Raw genomic sequence first — 17,059 nt, forward strand, 5'->3', positions numbered from 1 at the left:
GGGCTGAGCAACGACACGACGAGGAGGCCGCCGGTGTACGCGACAGACACCGCGGCCTCCTCGTCCCATAAGGTCTGCAAGGGCAGGTACGCACCCGGGCGCACCGGTGGGGGAAGGACGGGCGGATGACGCAGGTTGTGAGGGACCGGACGGTGGCGGCGGGCGATCCGACGGCACCGCCGCCGGGCCGGGCACGGCGGGTGGTGCTGAAGCTCTCCGGCGAGGTGTTCGGCGGCGGCGCGATCGGTGTCGACCCGGATGTCGTCCAGGCCATCGCCCGTCAGATCGCCACCGTGGTGCGCCGCGGGGTGCAGGTTTCCGTGGTGGTCGGCGGCGGCAACTTCTTCCGTGGCGCGGAGCTACAGAAGCGGGGCATGGACCGGGCACGGGCGGACTACATGGGCATGCTCGGCACGGTGATGAACTGCCTCGCCCTCCAGGACTTCCTGGAGAAGGAGGGCATCGAGACCCGGGTGCAGAGCGCCATCACCATGGCCCAGGTCGCCGAGCCGTACATTCCGCTGCGGGCGATCCGGCACCTGGAGAAGGGCCGCGTGGTCATTTTCGGTGCCGGCGCGGGGATGCCGTACTTCTCCACCGACACGGTGGCCGCCCAGCGCGCGTTGGAGATTCACGCGGACGTGGTGCTGATGAGCAAGAACGGCGTGGACGGTGTCTACACGGCCGATCCCCGGGTCGACCCGACCGCCAGCAAGTTCGACTCGATCACCTTCTCCGAGGTGCTGCGCCGCAACCTTCGGGTCGCCGACGCGGCAGCCTTCAGCCTCTGCATGGAGAACGGCCTGCCGATGCTGGTCTTCGGCGCGCAGGGCGAGGACACCATCGTCCGGGCGGTGGGCGGCGAGCAGATCGGCACGCTGATCACCACCTGAGCCGACCGCCGACCTCGGCGGTCCCGGCGACCTGACAAGCCCACGACAAGCACAAGAAGGAGGCGAGGAGAGCGGTGATCGACGACACCCTCCTCGAGGCCGAGGAGAAGATGGAGCGTGCGGTCGAGCACGCCAAGGAGGAGTTCGGGGCCATTCGCACCGGTCGCGCCACTCCAGCCATGTTCTCCAAGATCATCATCGATTACTACGGCAGTCCCACGCCGCTGACCCAGATGGCGTCGGTGGCCGTCCCGGAGCCGCGGATGGCCATCATCAAGCCGTACGACAACTCGCAGATCAACGCCATGGAGAAGGCGATCCGCGACTCGGACCTCGGGGTCAACCCGAACAACGAGGGCAACCAGTTGCGCATCCTGCTTCCGCAGATGACCGAGGAGCGCCGCCGCGACATGATCAAGGTCGCCCGCCACAAGGGCGAGGAGGCCAAGGTCGCGATCCGCAACATCCGGCGCAAGGGCAAGGAAGAGCTGGACCGGCTGGTGAAGGACGGCGAGGTCGGCGAGGACGACGGTCGCCGCGCCGAGCGGGAGCTGGACGACCTGACCCAGCGCTACGTCTCCCACGTCGACGAGCTGGTCAAGCACAAGGAAGCCGAACTCCTGGAGGTCTGACCCCTCCGGCCGCGCGTACCGACGCTCCGCGAGCTTGACCATGAAGTTGTCGTCGCCGTGGTGTGTCGTGGCGACAACTTCATGGTCGACGCGGCGCGGGTCGTGAACGGCGGCCGGGGCTGCTGGGTCCGGTCCGGCGGGGAGGTGCAGTAGGCTCGGCACGATTCCCGGCGACCCGGCGGTGAACGGCGGGAATCGGCCAGCCGACGGGCCGGCAAAGCAGACGGAGCGCCTCGCGCGGGTAGGGGATGGTAGTGGCTGTGCGTCAAGCGGTGGACCTCGTACCACTCTCGTCTGGTGCGTGATGTCCCACCTCGACCCCTACGGTGGCGCCGAGGCTCGCGGCGTGGATCGGCCGGAGCGTCAGGCGTCGCTGCCCTGGCCGGAGCCGGAGCTCGCACCGGGTCCGTGGGGCCGCGACCCACGCCCCGCCACCGAGCTGCACGCCGATCCGCGTAGCCAGCCGCGCCCGGGCGGGATGAACGGACGCCGGGATCTGGACCACGACGAGGCGCCGACCGCGCAGCTCGCGCCGGTACGCGCGGGTGGGGGTCTCGAACATGAGGAGGCACCCACCGCACAGTTCGCGCCGGTGCGTGCCGGGGTGGGACCGGATCAGGAGGAGGCGCCGGTGCGCGCTGCCGACGAGCCGGGGCCCGACGAGCAGCCGACGCCGGGCAAGCGTCACCGTGGTCGGCGCCGTGCCGGTGCCGGCCGGCCGGTAGGCCAGCAGAAGTCGTCCGGTCGGGCCGGACGCAATCTCCCCGCGGCCATCTCGGTCGGGGTGTGCCTGGCCGCTGCGGTCCTGCTGCCACTGTTCCTCTACACGCCGGCCTTCCTGCTGGTGCTCGCCGCCGCCTTCGGCATCGGCATCTGGGAGATGTCCCGCGCGGTGCGGCGCAGCGGCGCCCAGGTGCCGCTGGTGCCGCTGATCGCCGGTGGGGTGCTCACGGTCACCATGGCCTGGTTCGCCGGCCCGGACGCGCTGCTGCTCGGGCTGCTCGTGACGGTCGCCGGCACGATGGTCTGGCGGCTCGGTGACGGCATCGCCAACTTCCGACGGGACATTACCGCCGCCACGCTGATCGCGGTGTACGTCCCCTTCCTCGGCGGCTTCGCCGCCCTGCTCGCCTCGTCCCCGGGCGACGGGGACCTGCGGGTGCTGGTGACCCTCGTCGCCGTGGTGTTCTCCGACACCGGCGGGTACGCGGCCGGAGCCAACTTCGGCAAGCACCCGATGGCGCCGACGATCAGCCCGAAGAAGTCGTGGGAGGGGTTCGCCGGTTCGGTGAGCGCGGCGGCCTTGGGCAGCGCCCTGCTGCTCTGGCTGCTGTTCGACGTGGCCCCCTGGTGGGGTGCGGTCTTCGGGATGGCGATCTCGGTCGCCGCGGTCCTCGGTGATCTGGCCGAGTCCATGATCAAGCGTGATCTCGGCGTGAAGGACATGAGTAATCTGCTGCCCGGTCACGGTGGCCTGATGGACCGGCTCGACTCGGTTCTGTTCGCCGTACCCACCGCGTACCTGCTGCTCGTGGTCTTCGTGCCGGCGGTGAGCTGAGGCATGGATCACGCTGGCGCGGCCGGCTCGCGGGGACGGTGGGATCGGATTCGCCGGTCGCGGACGGGTACGTTCCGTGTCCGGCGTGCCAGACTGGACGAGCCATGACGAGTCTGCCCCTGATTCCGGTCGACCCGGACGCGCCCGGCGCGCGCCGGGCGGCAATGCCCCCACAACACCTCGCCGATCTCGACCTGGCCGGCCGGAAAGCCCTGGTCACCGGGCTGGGTGAGCCGGCGTTCCGGGCCCGGCAGATCTCCACCCACTACTTCGGTCGGCTGGTTCGCGACCCGGCCCGGATGACCGACCTGCCGGCGGCCTCCCGGGAGCGGCTGGCCGACCAGCTGCTGCCCCGACTGCTCACCCCGGTACGGGAGCTGGCCTGCGACGACGGGGCGACGCGCAAGGCGCTCTGGCGACTGCACGACGGTTCGATGGTGGAGAGCGTGCTGATGGGCTACCCGGACCGGGTCACCGTCTGCATCTCCAGCCAGGCCGGGTGCGGGATGGCCTGCCCGTTCTGTGCGACCGGTCAGGCAGGGCTGACCCGTAACCTCTCCACCGCCGAGATCGTGGACCAAGCGGTCTACCTGGCCGGCGTAGCCGCCTCCGGCGTGGTGGCCGGGTCCCCGCCGAGGCTGTCACACGTGGTCTTCATGGGCATGGGGGAGCCGCTGGCGAACTACAACCGGGTGCTGGCGGCGATCCGTCGGCTGGTCACACCGGCACCGGAGGGGCTCGGTCTGTCGCAGCGACACATCACCGTTTCCACGGTCGGGCTGGTGCCGGCCATCCACCGACTGGCCAGCGAAGACCTCTCGGTGACCCTTGCGTTGTCGCTGCACGCGCCCGATGATGAGCTGCGCGACGAACTCGTGCCGGTCAACCAGCGCTGGAAGGTGTCCGAGGTGCTGGACGCGGCGTGGGCCTACGCGGCCCGCACGGGGCGTCGCGTGTCGATCGAATACGCGATGATCAAGGACGTGAACGACCAGCCGTGGCGAGCCGATCTGCTCGGGCGGCTACTGGCCGGCAAGCTGGCCCACGTGAACCTGATCCCGCTCAACCCGACTCCGGGCAGTCGTTGGGACGCCAGCCCGAAGCCGGTCGAGCGGGAGTTCGTCCGGCGGTTGCGCGACGCCGGGGTGTCCACGACGGTGCGGGACACCCGAGGCCGCGAAATCGACGGAGCATGTGGGCAGCTGGCCGCCGCGGAGGACAGAGGCACCGACCCGGCCGGGGAGTTGTCGGCGTGACCGGGCGTGGCGAACGAGACCAGGAGACATAGTGGCGAGTCAGGGTCAGCGTTTCCGGCGTAAGGCGCTCCGCCGGGGATACAAGGTTGACGAGGTGGACGCCTTCCTGGACCGGGTCGAGGCGACCCTCGCCGGCCAGCCGGTCGGAGCCCCGGTGGCCTCCCAGGAGGTCCACGACGTTGTCTTCCGGGTTCGTTTCAACGGTTATGACGAGTGGCAGGTCGACCTGCACCTCGACCGGGTCGAACGGCAGCTGGCCGAGTTGGAGGAGCGGGGCGCGGGCCGCCCCGGCGCAGACTCGCGACTGGGCCCGCCCGACCGGATGGGTCCGCCCGACCGGATGGGTCCGCCCGGGCGCGAGGACCGTGGCATGTCGCCGGTGCCGCAGCCGCCGATGCCGCCCCGGTCGATGCCGGCGCAGGCCGGTCCTCCGTACGGTCGCTACGACGAGCCGACCGGCGCCTTCGCCGGCGGTTACGACGCACCCCGGGGCGGCTACGACGCGCCGCGTGGCCCCGCCGGCCCGATGGGGCCGCCCGGCGCTCCGGTGGGCCACGGCGGTCCGCCGTCGCGCGGCCTGCCCGCCGGTCCCGGTGGTTACGGTCCCCGGACGGTCCCGGTGGTTACGGTCCCCGGACGGTCCCGGTGGGTACGGTCCGCCGGAGCGGTCCGGCGGGTACGGTCCGCCGGAGCGGTCCGGCGGTTACGGGCCGCCGGACGGACCGGGTGGCTATGGCCCTCCGGACGGTCCCGGTGGTTACGGACCGCCGGACGGGCCGGGCGGTTACGGTCCCCCCGATGAGCAGCGCTTCGATGGCTTCGAGGCGGGCCGGCGTGGCCGCGCCGACATGACTGCCGAGATCCGGCTGCCGGACCGGCGCGGTCCGGCGGGGCCGCCCGGCATGCCGCAGCAGGCGCTCGGCGGATCGTCGATGGCCGGGCCGCCGATGGCGGGTCCGCCGGCGATGACCGGGCCGTCCGTGGGTGGACCGCCGATGGCCGGCCCGCCCGGCAGCGACCTCTACCGGGTGGACCAGATCCGCCGCAGTTTCCAGGTACGCCGGTTCGGCAGTGGGTACGACCCGGACCAGGTGGACCGCTTCTTCGAGAGCCTGCTCGGCGGGATGGCCGGACGTAACCCGATGCCGGTCAACCCGAAGGACCTGGACACCCTGCGGTTCGGGCTGGTGCAGGGCGGTTACTTCGAGGCCGAGGTCGACGCCGCCCTGAAGAACGTCCAGGACATCCTGTTCGGCCGCTGAGCGGCCCGGCGTCTGGCCGCCGCAGGACGACAATGTGCGAGGGCCCGCTCCCGAAATCGGGGGCGGGCCCTGCTCGCACGTACCGGACGACGGTGCTCGGCTGGATCAGGATCGCAGCCCGTTGCGGCGGAGCACCACGTCGCCGATCACGATGAGCAGCAGGAGCACGGCCACGCCGATCAGCCAAAGGTCCTCGACCCTGCCCTCGTGGTTGCCGCAGAGCATCGCCAGCATCGCGAGCGCGGTGAGGACCGCGCCGATCCGCCCGGCCTTGCGGTGCCCAGGCTTGTGCTGGTCTGGCGACGTTACCGGCTCGCTTCCTGCCACTGTCGGTCCTTCCCTCGCGATCGGATCTCCGGTTAGTCTGGCACGCCCCGTACCGGCCCTGGCGCAGGGTCCGGCCGATCAAGGAAAAGCGATGCCAGCCGGCGGGGTTCACCGCTGCCGGTCGAGCCCCTGACCACCCGGGCCGATCGACCTGTTCAGGCGGGCCGGAGGGGACTACCGGCGTCGCGGAACGGCGACCACACTGCCTCCGGTAGCGTTCTGGCGTACGCCTTGATTGTCTTGATGAGGGGGAACTGCGGTGCGAGTGACCGGTACCGGGCACGCGAGCATGCGGATCGACACGGCTGCGGGCAGCATCCTCTGCGACCCGTGGGTCAACCCGGCCTACTTCGCCTCCTGGTTCCCGTTCCCGGACAACTCCCAGCTCGACTGGGAGGCGCTCGGTGACGTCGACTACCTGTACGTCTCCCACCTGCACCGGGACCACTTCGACGCGGCGCACCTGAAGCGGTACGTGTCGAAGAAGGCCACCGTGCTGCTGCCCGAGTTCCCCACCTCGGAGATGGAGGACGAGTTCCGCGAGCTGGGCTTCACGAAGTTCCTGAAGACCCGCAACGAGGAGGTCGTCGAGCTGGACGGCGGCCTGAAGATCATGATCCAGGCGTTGACCAGCCCGACCGACGGCCCGATCGGCGACTCCTCGCTCTGGGTGGAGTACGACGGCGTCCGCCTGCTCAACCAGAACGACGCCCGCCCGACCGACCTGAGCGTCTTCGCCGAGTTGGGCCACGTGCACGCGCACATGCTCCAGTTCTCCGGCGCGATCTGGTACCCGATGGTCTACGAGCTGCCGCAGGCGGCGAAGACCGCGTTCGGCAAGCAGAAGCGCGATCGGCAGTTCGACCGTACCTGGCGCTACATCGACGACCTGAAGGCCGACCACGTCTTCCCGATCGCCGGCCCGCCCTGCTTCCTCGACGACGAGTTGTGGCAGTTCAACGACATCTTCGGCGACGAGGGGAACATCTTCCCCGATCAGTCGGTCTTCCTGGCCGAGTACGCCAAGGTCGGTGGGACCAACGGCATCGTGCTGCTGCCCGGCAGCGTCGCCGAGGTCACCACCTCCGGGGCGACGACGACCCACCCGCAGCCGGTGGCGGAGTTCTTCGCCAACAAGGTCGCGCATCTGGAGGAGATGCGCGAGCGCAAGCGGCCGATCATTGAGGCGGAGAAGGCATCCTGGCGGCACCCTGAGATCGACGTGCTGAAGGAGCTGAAGCAGCGGATCGAGCCACTGCTCGACGAGTCGATCTACCTGGCCAAGGGGGTCGGCGGTCCGGTCCGCTTCGACCTGGTCGGTTACGACGGCGAGAGCATCGAGTCGATCGTGGTGGACTTCCCGGGCAAGCAGGTGCGGTCGTACGCCGACGAGAAGGTGCGCTACCGGTTCCGGACCGAGCGGGCGCTTGTCGAACACCTGCTGCACATCGGTGAGGTGGACTGGGTCAACTCGCTCTTCCTCTCCTGCCGCTTCTCGGCGGCCCGGATCGGCCAGTACAACGAGTTCGTGTACGCCTTTTTCAAGTGCCTTTCCACCGAGCGCCTCCAGTACGCCGAGGGCTGGTACGACGAGCACGAGCGGGCGGTCGACGCCGAGGACATCACCATCGGCGACTGGACGGTGCAGCGACGCTGCCCACACCTGAAGGCGGATCTGAGCCGGTTCGGCATCGTCGAGGGGGACCAGCTCACCTGCCAGCTGCACGGCTGGCGCTTCGACCTGCCCAGCGGGCGCTGCCTGACCAGTGTCGGCCACAAGATCCGCGCACACCGCGTCGGCGAGGAAACCCCCGTCCCGGAGACCGTCGACCGGTCGAGCTGAGCTCTGGCTGTTAAGAAGGGGCCCTTCCTATACACGAGGCGTTAATAGGGGGCCCTTCCTTAGGTCCTGAAGGATGCGGCGGGCGGCGTTGTGGCCGGCGGCGCCGATGACGCTGCCCGCCGGGTGGCAGCCGGCGCTGCCCGCGTACACGCCGTCGATGCCGGTGGCGTACGGCATCCGGTCGGTGAACGAGACGGTGTTGTCGACGTGGTGGATGTGCCCGCCGGTGATGCCGAAGTGCGCCTCGATGCCGGGTGGCGGCAGTGGCACGGCGTCGGCGATCAGGTCGCCGGTGCCCGGGGCGTACCGTTCGCAGATCGCCACCAGCTGCTCGACGTAGCCGGGCAGCGCCGCGTCCCAGCTGGTGTCGGCGAGTTCGTAGGGCACCGACTGGACGAACAGCGCCGACGAGTGGTGCCCGGCCGGGTCGGCCAGCGACGGGTCGACGGTGGTGTGCAGGTACCACTCGATTGTGGGCTCCGCCGGCAGCCGCCCGGCACGGACGTCGGCCCACATCGCCCGCAGCGCCGCCATCGGTGACTCGGCACCGCCGCCGGTAAGCGACGCCGAGCCGGGCAGCAGGTGGATGGTCGAGCCGAACGGGCTCGGTGCGCCCGCCGGCAGGCAGGAGAAGCGGGGCAGCCCGCGCAGCGCCAGGTTGAGTTTGAGGGTGGTGCCGGTTCGCCGGACCGCCGCCATCCGCCCGGTGAGCGTGGTCGGCAGCGCGCCGTCGGGCAGCAGCTCGATCAGCCGGTACGGGTCACAGGCGCCGAGCACCACCTCGGCGGCGACCTCGCGCCCGTCGGACAACACGACGCCGGAGGCCGCGCCGCCGTCGAGGGTGATCGCGGTGACCCGCGCGCCGGTGACGATCCGGGCGCCGGCGGCACGGGCCGCGTCGGCGAAGGTGCGCGACACCGTGCCCATGCCGCCTTCGGCGATCATCCAGGTGCCGCCCGAGCCGGGCAGCCGGCACATGTTGTGCACCAGGAAGTTGTGCCCGGTGCCCGGGTCGTCCGGCCCGGCGTTGAGCCCGGACAGCCCGTCGGTGACGGCGTACATGCTGACCAGCAGCTCGGAGCGGAACTCGAAGCGGGCCAGGTAGTCGGCGACCGAGCCGTGTACCAGGTCGACGAAGACCTCACGCAGCGCGGGCCGCAGGTAACGGTCGGCGGTCTGCTCCACCGGCAGCGGCTCGGCCAGCCAGGCCGGGGCGAGGTCCTCGCGCAGCTCGGCCAGCTCGGCCTGCATCGCGTCGTCGGCCGCCACGTCGGCCGGGGAGAAGAACTCGGCCAGTTGCGCGCGGGTGGCCGCGGTGTCGGTGCCGAACAGCAGGTACGGCGATCCGACGCCGCCCGGGGTGGGCAGGAAGTAGTGCGGGTCGCGGCGCAGCACCGGGATGCGTACGTCGAGCGTGGCGAGCAGTTCCGGGGGCATCAGCCCGAGCAGGTACGAGCCGGTCGAGTGACGCAGCTCGGGCACCTTGGGGAACGGGTTCTCGGTGCGGGTGGCCCCGCCGATCACGTCGGCCGCCTCCAGCACCAGCACGTCCAGCCCGGCCCGAGCCAGCAGGATCGCCGAGACCAACCCGTTGTGTCCCGAGCCGATCACCACCACGTCGGCCCGGCCCGGCAACTCAGCACCCGTCATCTCCGCACCCTAACCCGCGGCCGGCCCGGTCAACCCGGTTCGAGGCGGCCGGCCACAAACGCCGGGGCGTCGTGGCCGGCCGCTTGTCGGTCAGGCGTTGCCCGAGGATGCCGGCGGGCCGGCGTCGAGCTGACGGGAGACGGCCAGCAGGGCGTAGCCGACCAACGCGAGGATCACCCCGAGGCCCATCGCCATGGCGGCGACGCCGAAGGACACCACCGAGGTGAACAGGGACGCGCGCAGGAACGAGCCGGTCATCACGACCTGCCGGGTGGGGTCCTCGCGGTCGAGTTCGGCGTAGGTCTTGCCGCCGCTGGCCTCCAGCGAGTGCTTCTCGATGACCTCTGCCTCCGCGTACGCGGTGAACGGGCCCTTGATCGGCTTGCCGGCGAACCGGTCGGCGTCTTCGGAGACGGTGATTCGTTCGTCGGCGAGCTGGCTCTGCACGACGAACCAGGTGGTCGCACCGGCGGCCAGCATGACCAGGCCAGCGACGATCACCAGGATCGACAGCAGTCGTACGGTGGAGCCGAGGGGCTTACGCGCAGGCACGGCGGGTGCGGAAGTGTCCGTCATCCAACTACTCCTCTTGGGGTGCGTCGTCGACATGTGTGCAGCCGCACGGAGGGGTTCCGTGCGCAAGGGACCAGTATCGACGGGCCGGGGCGGTGGCGCAGTACCGAGGCGGACGGCCGCGCGAGCGACCACACCGGCTCCGGCGGTGCCGGCTAGGCGGTGACCGGGTCGGTGCGGCGCGCACGACGGTCACGCCAACCGGCGAGCGCGAGGGTGGCCGAGTAGCCGGCCAACACGATCACGTGGAAGAGGTAGAGCCAGAGGAGGACGGCCACCGCACCACCCACCTCGGTCAGGCCACCGAAGGGCACCCCGAGGTCGAGCGGGAGCGAGGCGAACAGGACGAAGCCGTGCAGGAATCCGGAGAGGTTCGCCGCGGTGAACGAGCCGACGCCGAGTGCCGAGAGCCAGTCCGGCGAGGCCGGGCCCACCACCCGGAACACCCAGAGCAGCACCGGGGTGAGCACCAGCCACACCGCCAGGAAGGAGAGCACCACCCCGAGCACGCCCACCCAGCCGCCGCGGCTGACCAGCCCGGTGGTGGTCGGTAGGGCCAGCAGGATCGCCAGCAGCAGGGCCGGGGCGGGGGCGAGCAGCGGCAGCAGCAGCAACCGCCCCCGCCAGCCGACCAGGTGCTCGTCGCTGCGGGGTGCCGCAACCGACACGAACGCCCGACGCAGCCCTTCGCCGTACAGCGACGCCGGCAGCACGGCGGCCAGCGCCAGCCACGGCGTCAGGTCGACCCCGGCCTCGACCAGGGCGGCCACCGCCGCGGGCGCGCCGATCGCGTCCGGCAGGGCGGTGATGGCGTACCCGGCGAGCCGGTGGACCCGCTCCGCGCCGGCCACCAGGGTGGTCAGCCAGATCGCCAGCAGGGCCACCGGCACCACGGCGATCGCCCCGTAGAACGTGATCGCGGCGGCGTGCAGCGACAGATCCCGACCGCGTACCGGCCGAAAGGCGGCTCGGATGATCCGCCTCGTTCGTTGCCACGCACCACTCATCCAGCTTCTGTTCCCCGTCGTCCGCCCTGGCAACCGTGCCCCGGCTCACCGGGCCCGACCGGGCCACCGGGCGAGTGGCCGCCTGGTCGGCACAGTACGCAGGCTATCGACTTGCACTGTCCTGGCTGGTAGAACAGCCAATCATCGTCGCCTTGGCGATCAAGAGTCGCCACCTGGCGCCCTGTCCCTCGAAGCGAGGTACCTGCGTGACCCTACGACGATCAGTGTTAGCCCTACTTGCCGGCGTACTCCTGTTCGGACCGGCACCCGCCGCCGTCGCGGCGCCGGCCGACCCGGACAGCGCCGATTCGGCCGCCGCGTCGCCGCGAGGGCCATCCGACACCGACCTACCCTTCGGCGTCGGGCCCGGCCAGCGAGGCCGCTCCGCCGATGCCCCCGGCCGGCAGCCCAGCCAGCCGGTGCCGTCGGCGAAGCTGCCGGGCAAGCCACGGAACGATGTCATCGCCGACGCGCCGGTGGAGCTGACCGACGCGTCGATCGCGTACAACCTCATTCCGTACCACGACATCCCGCCCGCCCTGCGCGACCTTCAGCGCAGCGACCGGATCAGCGTCGAGGTCATCGGGCAATCCGTGCTCGGCCGCGACCTGCACCTGGTGGTGGCGACCGCGCCGATGAGCGACGCCAAGTGGAAGAGCTGGCAGCAGCTGTCGGACCTGCGGTTCAGCGATCCGCACGCGGCCCGGGCCACGCTCGCTGCCGGCGGGTACGCCGACTGGCGCACCCCGCTGTTCATCAACAACAACATCCACGGCAACGAGTGGGAAGGCACCGACGCCAGCCTCCAGGTGTTGCAGGAGCTGGCCTTCTCCACCGATCCGGCGGTCGTGGACATGCTCAACAAGCACGTGATCGCCTTCGTGATCACCAACAACCCGGACGGTCGGGTGGCGGCGACCCGGGCCAACGCCAACGGCTTCGACATGAACCGGGACTACATCACGGCGTCCCAGCCCGAGGTCCGTGCCGTGCGTGCGCAGCTGGTCCGCTACAGCCCACTTACCATGTTGGACATCCACGGGTACGTGTCCTGCACGCTTATCGAGCCGACCACCGGCCCGCACGGTGACAACTACGAGTACGACCTCTACATCAAGCACGCGCTGCGCAACGCGCTGGCCATGGAGCAGGCCGTTCTCGCCACCGGCGAGAACCGCGCCAGCTGCCAGAACCAGGACGGCACCCGGCGCAACGACATCCCGTTCCGGGACCGGACCCAGGGCTGGGACGACTGGCCGCCGATCTTCACGCCGATGTACTCGATGTACCACGGCACCATCGGTCACACCGTCGAGGTGCCGCTCAACCCGCGCGGCAACCTGACCGTGACGGAACGGCACGAGCGGACCCGGATCAACACCGCAGTCGCGGTGGCGTCGATCAAGGGGAACCTCGGCTACGCCACCGAGAACCGGGCGGAGTTGCTCGCCAACCAGCTCGAATGGTTCCGGCGGGGCGTCGACGGCGAGTCGACCCGACCGATCGGCGACCCGCTGGCGATCTCGCTGGCCCGTGGGGACAACGCCAAGACGCACCTTCAGGACTTCGCCCGGGCGTACGTCATCCCAGCCGGCACGGACCAGCGCAGCACCACCTCGGCGGCCCGGCTGGTGCAGTTCATGCTCGACAACGACCTGAAGGTCCACCGTGCCTGGCGGCCGGTCAAGCTGGGCGGCACGCATTACGAGGCCGGCACCTACGTCGTGGACATGCGGCAGCCCAAGCGGGGCCTGGCCAGCGCCCTGCTCGAAGTAGGGCGGGACGTGACAAACGACTTCGACGCGATGTACGACATCTCGGCCTGGAGCCACGGTCACCTCTGGGGCGCGACGGTGCAGCGGGTCAGCGCGGACGTCAGCCTGGACAGCCAGGCGCTGCGGCCGGTGACCGAGGCCCGGGCCACCGGTGTCGTGGCGCCGGGCAGGCAGGCGAACTACGGCCTGGTCGCCGACTCGGTGGCGGGCATCCAGGCCGTCAACCGGTTGCTCGCCGACGGGGTGCCGGTGTCCCGCACGGCCGACGGCATCTTCGTGGTGCCGGGCGACGTGCCCGTCGTGCGGCCCATCGCCGAGGCGTACGGGGTCGAGTTCACCAAGCTCACCCCGCCGCAGGTACGCACCGCCACGCCGGTGTCGAGGACCCGGCTCGGTGTCGCGGCCAACGCGGGTGAGATCTTCGCGCTGCGGCAGATGGGCTTCGACCCGATCTCCGTGACGCACACCGCGTTCAACAACCGCACCCTGTCCTTCGCCGATTTCGACGCCTTCTTCGTCTCGACGACGGCGTTCAACCCGCTGAGTCTGGACGCCACGCAGCGCGCCGCGTTCGACCGGTGGCTGGCGGACGGGGGCACCGTGGTGGGACGCGGTGCGAGCGGGAAGCAGTTCAACGACCGGGCCGGGCTGCTCGACGTGACGATCGCGGCGGGTCGTGCCGACGCGAACGGCATCGTCAAGGTGGTGAACACGCCAGGCTCGCCGATCACCGCTGACGCGCTGCCCACCGCGTTCGTCGACGCGCCGCAGTACTTCACCCGAGTCGGTGACGGCGTACGCGTCGACCAGCGCCTGGCCGGCGAGGACTTCTTCCTCGCGGGCCACTGGGGTGGCCAGGAGGCCGCCGCCGGACACGCGGTGGTGGTCAGCGGCGAGGCGAAGGGCGCGAAGGTGACCCTGTTCGGCACCGAGCCGCTCTTCCGCGCCCACCCCGAGGGCCTGTACCCGCAGGTCGCCGCCGCGCTGTGGTGGACCGGGTCGGGAGCCTGAGCGCCGGGTAGCACCTGGCGACGGGCCTGGGCAGGGAAGCACTGCTCAGGCCCGTCGCCGGGTCAGCCCGTCGTCGGGGCGGGGTGGTTCAGCCGAAGGCGTGGTAGAGCCGCCAGTTGGCGGAGAGGACGACCTTCTTCGACTGTCCGGTGTTGGTCTTGGTCGGGTGGTAGATGTGCATGTTCCCGTTCGACTCGTAACGGACCCACATGTCGGGGATCCCGTCGCGGTTGACGTCGGGGATGCTGACGACGACGCCGATACTCGCCTCGGTCCAGTTCGTGCCGTAGGAGACGTCGCCGTCGCGACTGTTGGCGGCGAGTTTCAGCGAGTTCAGGTCGACGCTGCCGGCGACCGCGCCCGGCCGGCCGTGCCGGATGTACATGGTGCCGGCGTCCAGGTTGCGCCAGAGCAGGTCGGGCGTGCCGTCCAGATCGATGTCGATGATGTTGATCACGTCGCGGCGGGCCCAGGCGTCGTGGTTCATCAGGGTCGCCTCCGTGAAGGCGGCCCCGGTGTAGCCGGACAGTACCCAGAACTCCGCGCCGGAGCGCAGCGCCAGGTCGGGCCGCTTGTCGCCGGTGATGTCGCCGAGCGCCTTGATCTGCGTCCAGGTCGACGGGTTCGGCGCGTTGGCCGGCAGCATGATGCGTAGCCGCTTGTCGACGTTGAAGCTGCCGTACCCGTCGCCGGGGTAGAGCCAGAATCCGCCGTCGGGCGTACGGGCGAACAGGTCGGTGATGCCGTCGCCCGGGTACGCGTCGGAGTGCTTGGTGATCAACGCGGCCTTGCCGGTGGTCGGGTTCCACCAGTGACCGGGCGGGTTCAGGGTGCCGGCGTTGTCGTACGAGGCGTACACCCAGCCGTACAGCTCACCGTTGTCGGGCCCGGTCCCTTCCGCCGGGCGGTCGCCCGCGTAGCTGCGCAGATTCCCGTTGTTGTCCACGAGGATCAGGTCCGGAACTCCGTCACCGGTGACGTCGCCGGGGCCGTCGCCGGAGGCGCGGGGCGGCACGTAGAACGAGTAGTCGGTCCGGGCGCTGCGGTTGCCGACCGCGTCGTAGGCGTACACCTGAAGGGTGGTGGGGCCGGCGTGCCGCGGCCTCAGGTTGGGCACCGTGGCCACGCCGTTGGTGGCATTCACGGACTCGGTGGCGATGCTCTCGAAGGAGTAGGTGAACCGGACCGCCCCGGTGGCGCTGAACCGGATGGCCCCGGTCCCGCCGAAGTCCACGGTCGCCCAGGTGGCGCCATCCTCGGTGGCCTCCAGCCAGACATCGCTGCTCACGTCCGGAGCCGGTGGCGCCGTGGCGTCGATCTTGACCCGGCACGGTTCGCTACCCGGCGGGAAGTAGCTCGACACGGCGCCGACCTCGTCCTCGGCCCGTACGTCCCACGAGTAGGTGGCCTGGTCCTCCAGCTCCGCGGCGGGGATGGTCAGGCTGGCCAGGCCGGTGCTGTCGGGGGTGCGCAGGGTGCCCGACGGCACGGTGGCACCGGTCTTCCAGAAGCGGAACCGCAGCGACTTCAGGTTGCCGTCCTTGTCGACCGCCTTGGCGGAGATGACCAGGTTGGTCCGGGCCACCGTGACGCTGCCGGGTGCGGCCACGCAGTTCCCACCGGGGGAGGTCTTGCCGTTCGTCGGCTCCCCCGGCGGCTGGTTGTAGGTGACCGACAGCTCTGACTTGCTGATCTGGAACTTGCGCCAGGTGAGGGTGTCGGATTCGCTTGTGGCCCGCATGCCCAGGGTGACGTTCGAGGCACCGGCGTTGGCGGCGGCCTGGGCTGCCTTCTGGACGTTGAAGGAGGCGTAGTCCTCGTTGCAGTTGGTGTTGTAGCCGTACGCGAAGGACTTCTTGTCCTGCGAGACCTGCCACGTCGGCTGCTTGTTCCAGGTGGTGCCGGAGGAGATGGCGGCGGTCTGCCACAGCTCCATCTGGCGGGCCGTGCAGTTCCAGGAGTGGTTGTTGTACACCTTGAAACTGGCCGAGCTGACGTCGGCGCCCTTCATGGTGGTGCTGAACCCCATCCGCCAGAAGGAGCGGGCGGTCAGCGGCGTCTGCTGCTCGTAGCCCACCCGGGCGTCGGTGGTGCCCGAGTTGAAGTTGGTGCCGTTCCAGGTGTTCGTGTTCGGGTGCTGCTTGTAGACGGTGGCCCAGGCCTGGCGGCCACTCTTCAGCGTCGGATCGAGGAAGACCGGGAAGAGGGTCTCGTCGTCGGTGAGCAGGCCGGTCGCGGCGGCGTCCAGGTGCAGCCGCGCGTTGCCGGTGCCCGTGCCGTCGAGCCGGGTCGGGATCTGCGCGTGCCGCGCGCCCGGTTCGCTGCCGGCGAGGCCGGAGAGCCGCAGCACGTCGGCGGGGGTGTCCACGGCGGTACGCGGCCCGGCCTCGGGAGCCTCCGGGTCGCGGCCGGCGGAGTCCCAGGCGAACGGGGTGGGAATCGTGCCGACCTCGGTGCCGCTGGCCGGGTCCAGCGCCTGTACGCCACCGGTGGTCGCGTCGCGACGGAAGTGCAGCGTCTCGGAGCGCAGCCCGTACTCCAGGGCCTGGACGGCCGGCGCGGCGGCGGCGGCCCGGTTCTTGACGATCAGGAGCTGGGCGACGGCGCCGTCGTCACGGACCACCACCAGCAGGTCCACGCCGGCCAGCACCTCGGGGTAGAGCGCGCGGGGGCCGTCCAGCACCGGCTGCGGCAGCGGACCGGGCCAGGTGTACGCGATGGTGTGGCCGTCGAGTTCCAGCTCGGCGAGCACGGTCTCGCCGGCACCCCCGCTACCGCCGGTGCCGCCGCTGCCGCCGCTGCCGCCGCTGTCTCCGGTATCGCCGGGGGTGCCGCCGAAGAGGCGCACCGGTGCCGGCGGATTGACCGGGCGGATGTGGAGTCCGTCGTGGCCGTCGGTGACGTGGGTAAGCGTGTTGTCGACAGGTACCCAGCGGCCCGCGTCGTCCCGTACCCGCTGTGGGGTGGCGTGGATCGTGGTGCGCAGCTGGCCGGTGGGCAGGGCCCAGGTCATCGTGGTGGCCGTGGTGGCGGTCTCCACGAGCACCTCGTTGCCGGTGCGGCGGGCTTCGTCGCGGGCCATGATCTCGTCGCGTGGGGCAGGCGGCGGGGCGGCGACGACCGCCTGCCGTGGTTCGGCTCCGGGCCACCCTGGCAGCAGGGCGGCGGTGAGTGCGGCCAACAGGACGCCGGTGAGGGTCAGCCTGGTGCGAGTACGCACAAGCGGGCTGATCAGGCGAGGCACGGTCACGGCGGGCTACTCCCGTGGGGCC

General features: G+C 70.8%; 11 protein-coding genes and 1 pseudogene. 7 read left to right on the forward strand and 5 right to left on the reverse strand.

Annotated features, from left to right (window positions below):
• Window positions 1-125 precede the first annotated feature (125 nt).
• From pyrH to QQG74_RS07525, 5 genes and pseudogenes are all read left to right on the forward strand, one after another.
• Window positions 126-893, forward strand: coding sequence for a UMP kinase (pyrH, locus tag QQG74_RS07505; RefSeq protein ID WP_341719562.1), 768 nt, complete (start codon window positions 126-128; stop codon window positions 891-893).
• Window positions 894-967: 74 nt separating this feature from the next.
• Window positions 968-1,525 carry a ribosome recycling factor gene (gene frr, locus QQG74_RS07510; protein WP_341719563.1) on the forward strand — a complete coding sequence of 186 codons (558 nt, stop codon included), beginning with the start codon at window positions 968-970 and terminating at the stop codon, window positions 1,523-1,525.
• A gap of 304 nt (window positions 1,526-1,829) precedes the next feature.
• Window positions 1,830-3,083, forward strand: a complete 1,254-nt coding sequence (locus tag QQG74_RS07515; RefSeq protein ID WP_341721162.1) for a phosphatidate cytidylyltransferase — start codon at window positions 1,830-1,832, stop codon at window positions 3,081-3,083.
• A 104-nt stretch (window positions 3,084-3,187) separates the two neighbouring features.
• Window positions 3,188-4,339, forward strand: coding sequence for a 23S rRNA (adenine(2503)-C(2))-methyltransferase RlmN (gene rlmN / locus QQG74_RS07520; RefSeq protein ID WP_341719564.1), 1,152 nt, complete (start codon window positions 3,188-3,190; stop codon window positions 4,337-4,339).
• A 31-nt stretch (window positions 4,340-4,370) separates the two neighbouring features.
• Window positions 4,371-5,601: pseudogene (locus QQG74_RS07525) on the forward strand (DivIVA domain-containing protein).
• 105 nt (window positions 5,602-5,706) lie between these two features.
• Here the strand turns inward: QQG74_RS07525 and QQG74_RS07530 are convergent.
• Window positions 5,707-5,928 (reverse strand): DUF2631 domain-containing protein, encoded by a 222-nt coding sequence (locus QQG74_RS07530; protein ID WP_341719565.1) that lies wholly within the window; start codon window positions 5,926-5,928, stop codon window positions 5,707-5,709.
• A 259-nt stretch (window positions 5,929-6,187) separates the two neighbouring features.
• Between QQG74_RS07530 and QQG74_RS07535 the strand changes: the two genes are divergently transcribed.
• The gene (locus QQG74_RS07535; protein ID WP_341719566.1) at window positions 6,188-7,771 is read left to right on the forward strand and encodes a Rieske 2Fe-2S domain-containing protein; all 1,584 of its coding nucleotides are present in this window, start codon (window positions 6,188-6,190) and stop codon (window positions 7,769-7,771) included.
• A gap of 27 nt (window positions 7,772-7,798) precedes the next feature.
• On the opposite strand, the gene QQG74_RS07540 is transcribed toward QQG74_RS07535, so the two are convergent.
• The 3 genes from QQG74_RS07540 to QQG74_RS07550 form a co-directional block, all read right to left on the reverse strand.
• Window positions 7,799-9,421, reverse strand: a complete 1,623-nt coding sequence (locus QQG74_RS07540) for an NAD(P)/FAD-dependent oxidoreductase (RefSeq protein ID WP_341719567.1) — start codon at window positions 9,419-9,421, stop codon at window positions 7,799-7,801.
• 90 nt (window positions 9,422-9,511) lie between these two features.
• Complete coding sequence (locus tag QQG74_RS07545) at window positions 9,512-9,997, reverse strand: aromatic ring-opening dioxygenase LigA (RefSeq protein WP_341719568.1); 486 nt, start codon at window positions 9,995-9,997, stop codon at window positions 9,512-9,514.
• Window positions 9,998-10,149: 152 nt separating this feature from the next.
• Window positions 10,150-11,001, reverse strand: a complete 852-nt coding sequence (locus tag QQG74_RS07550; RefSeq protein WP_341719569.1) for a YhjD/YihY/BrkB family envelope integrity protein — start codon at window positions 10,999-11,001, stop codon at window positions 10,150-10,152.
• Between the two features lie 224 nt (window positions 11,002-11,225).
• Between QQG74_RS07550 and QQG74_RS07555 the strand changes: the two genes are divergently transcribed.
• The gene (locus QQG74_RS07555) at window positions 11,226-13,787 is read left to right on the forward strand and encodes a M14 family metallopeptidase (protein ID WP_341719570.1); all 2,562 of its coding nucleotides are present in this window, start codon (window positions 11,226-11,228) and stop codon (window positions 13,785-13,787) included.
• Window positions 13,788-13,875: 88 nt separating this feature from the next.
• Here the strand turns inward: QQG74_RS07555 and QQG74_RS07560 are convergent, their stop codons facing one another.
• Window positions 13,876-17,037, reverse strand: coding sequence for a DNRLRE domain-containing protein (locus tag QQG74_RS07560; protein ID WP_341719571.1), 3,162 nt, complete (start codon window positions 17,035-17,037; stop codon window positions 13,876-13,878).
• Between the last annotated feature and the right edge of the window lie 22 nt (window positions 17,038-17,059).

Origin of the sequence: Micromonospora sp. FIMYZ51 (assembly GCF_038246755.1) — a bacterium.
In the GTDB taxonomy this organism is placed as follows: Bacteria; Actinomycetota; Actinomycetes; order Mycobacteriales; family Micromonosporaceae; genus Micromonospora.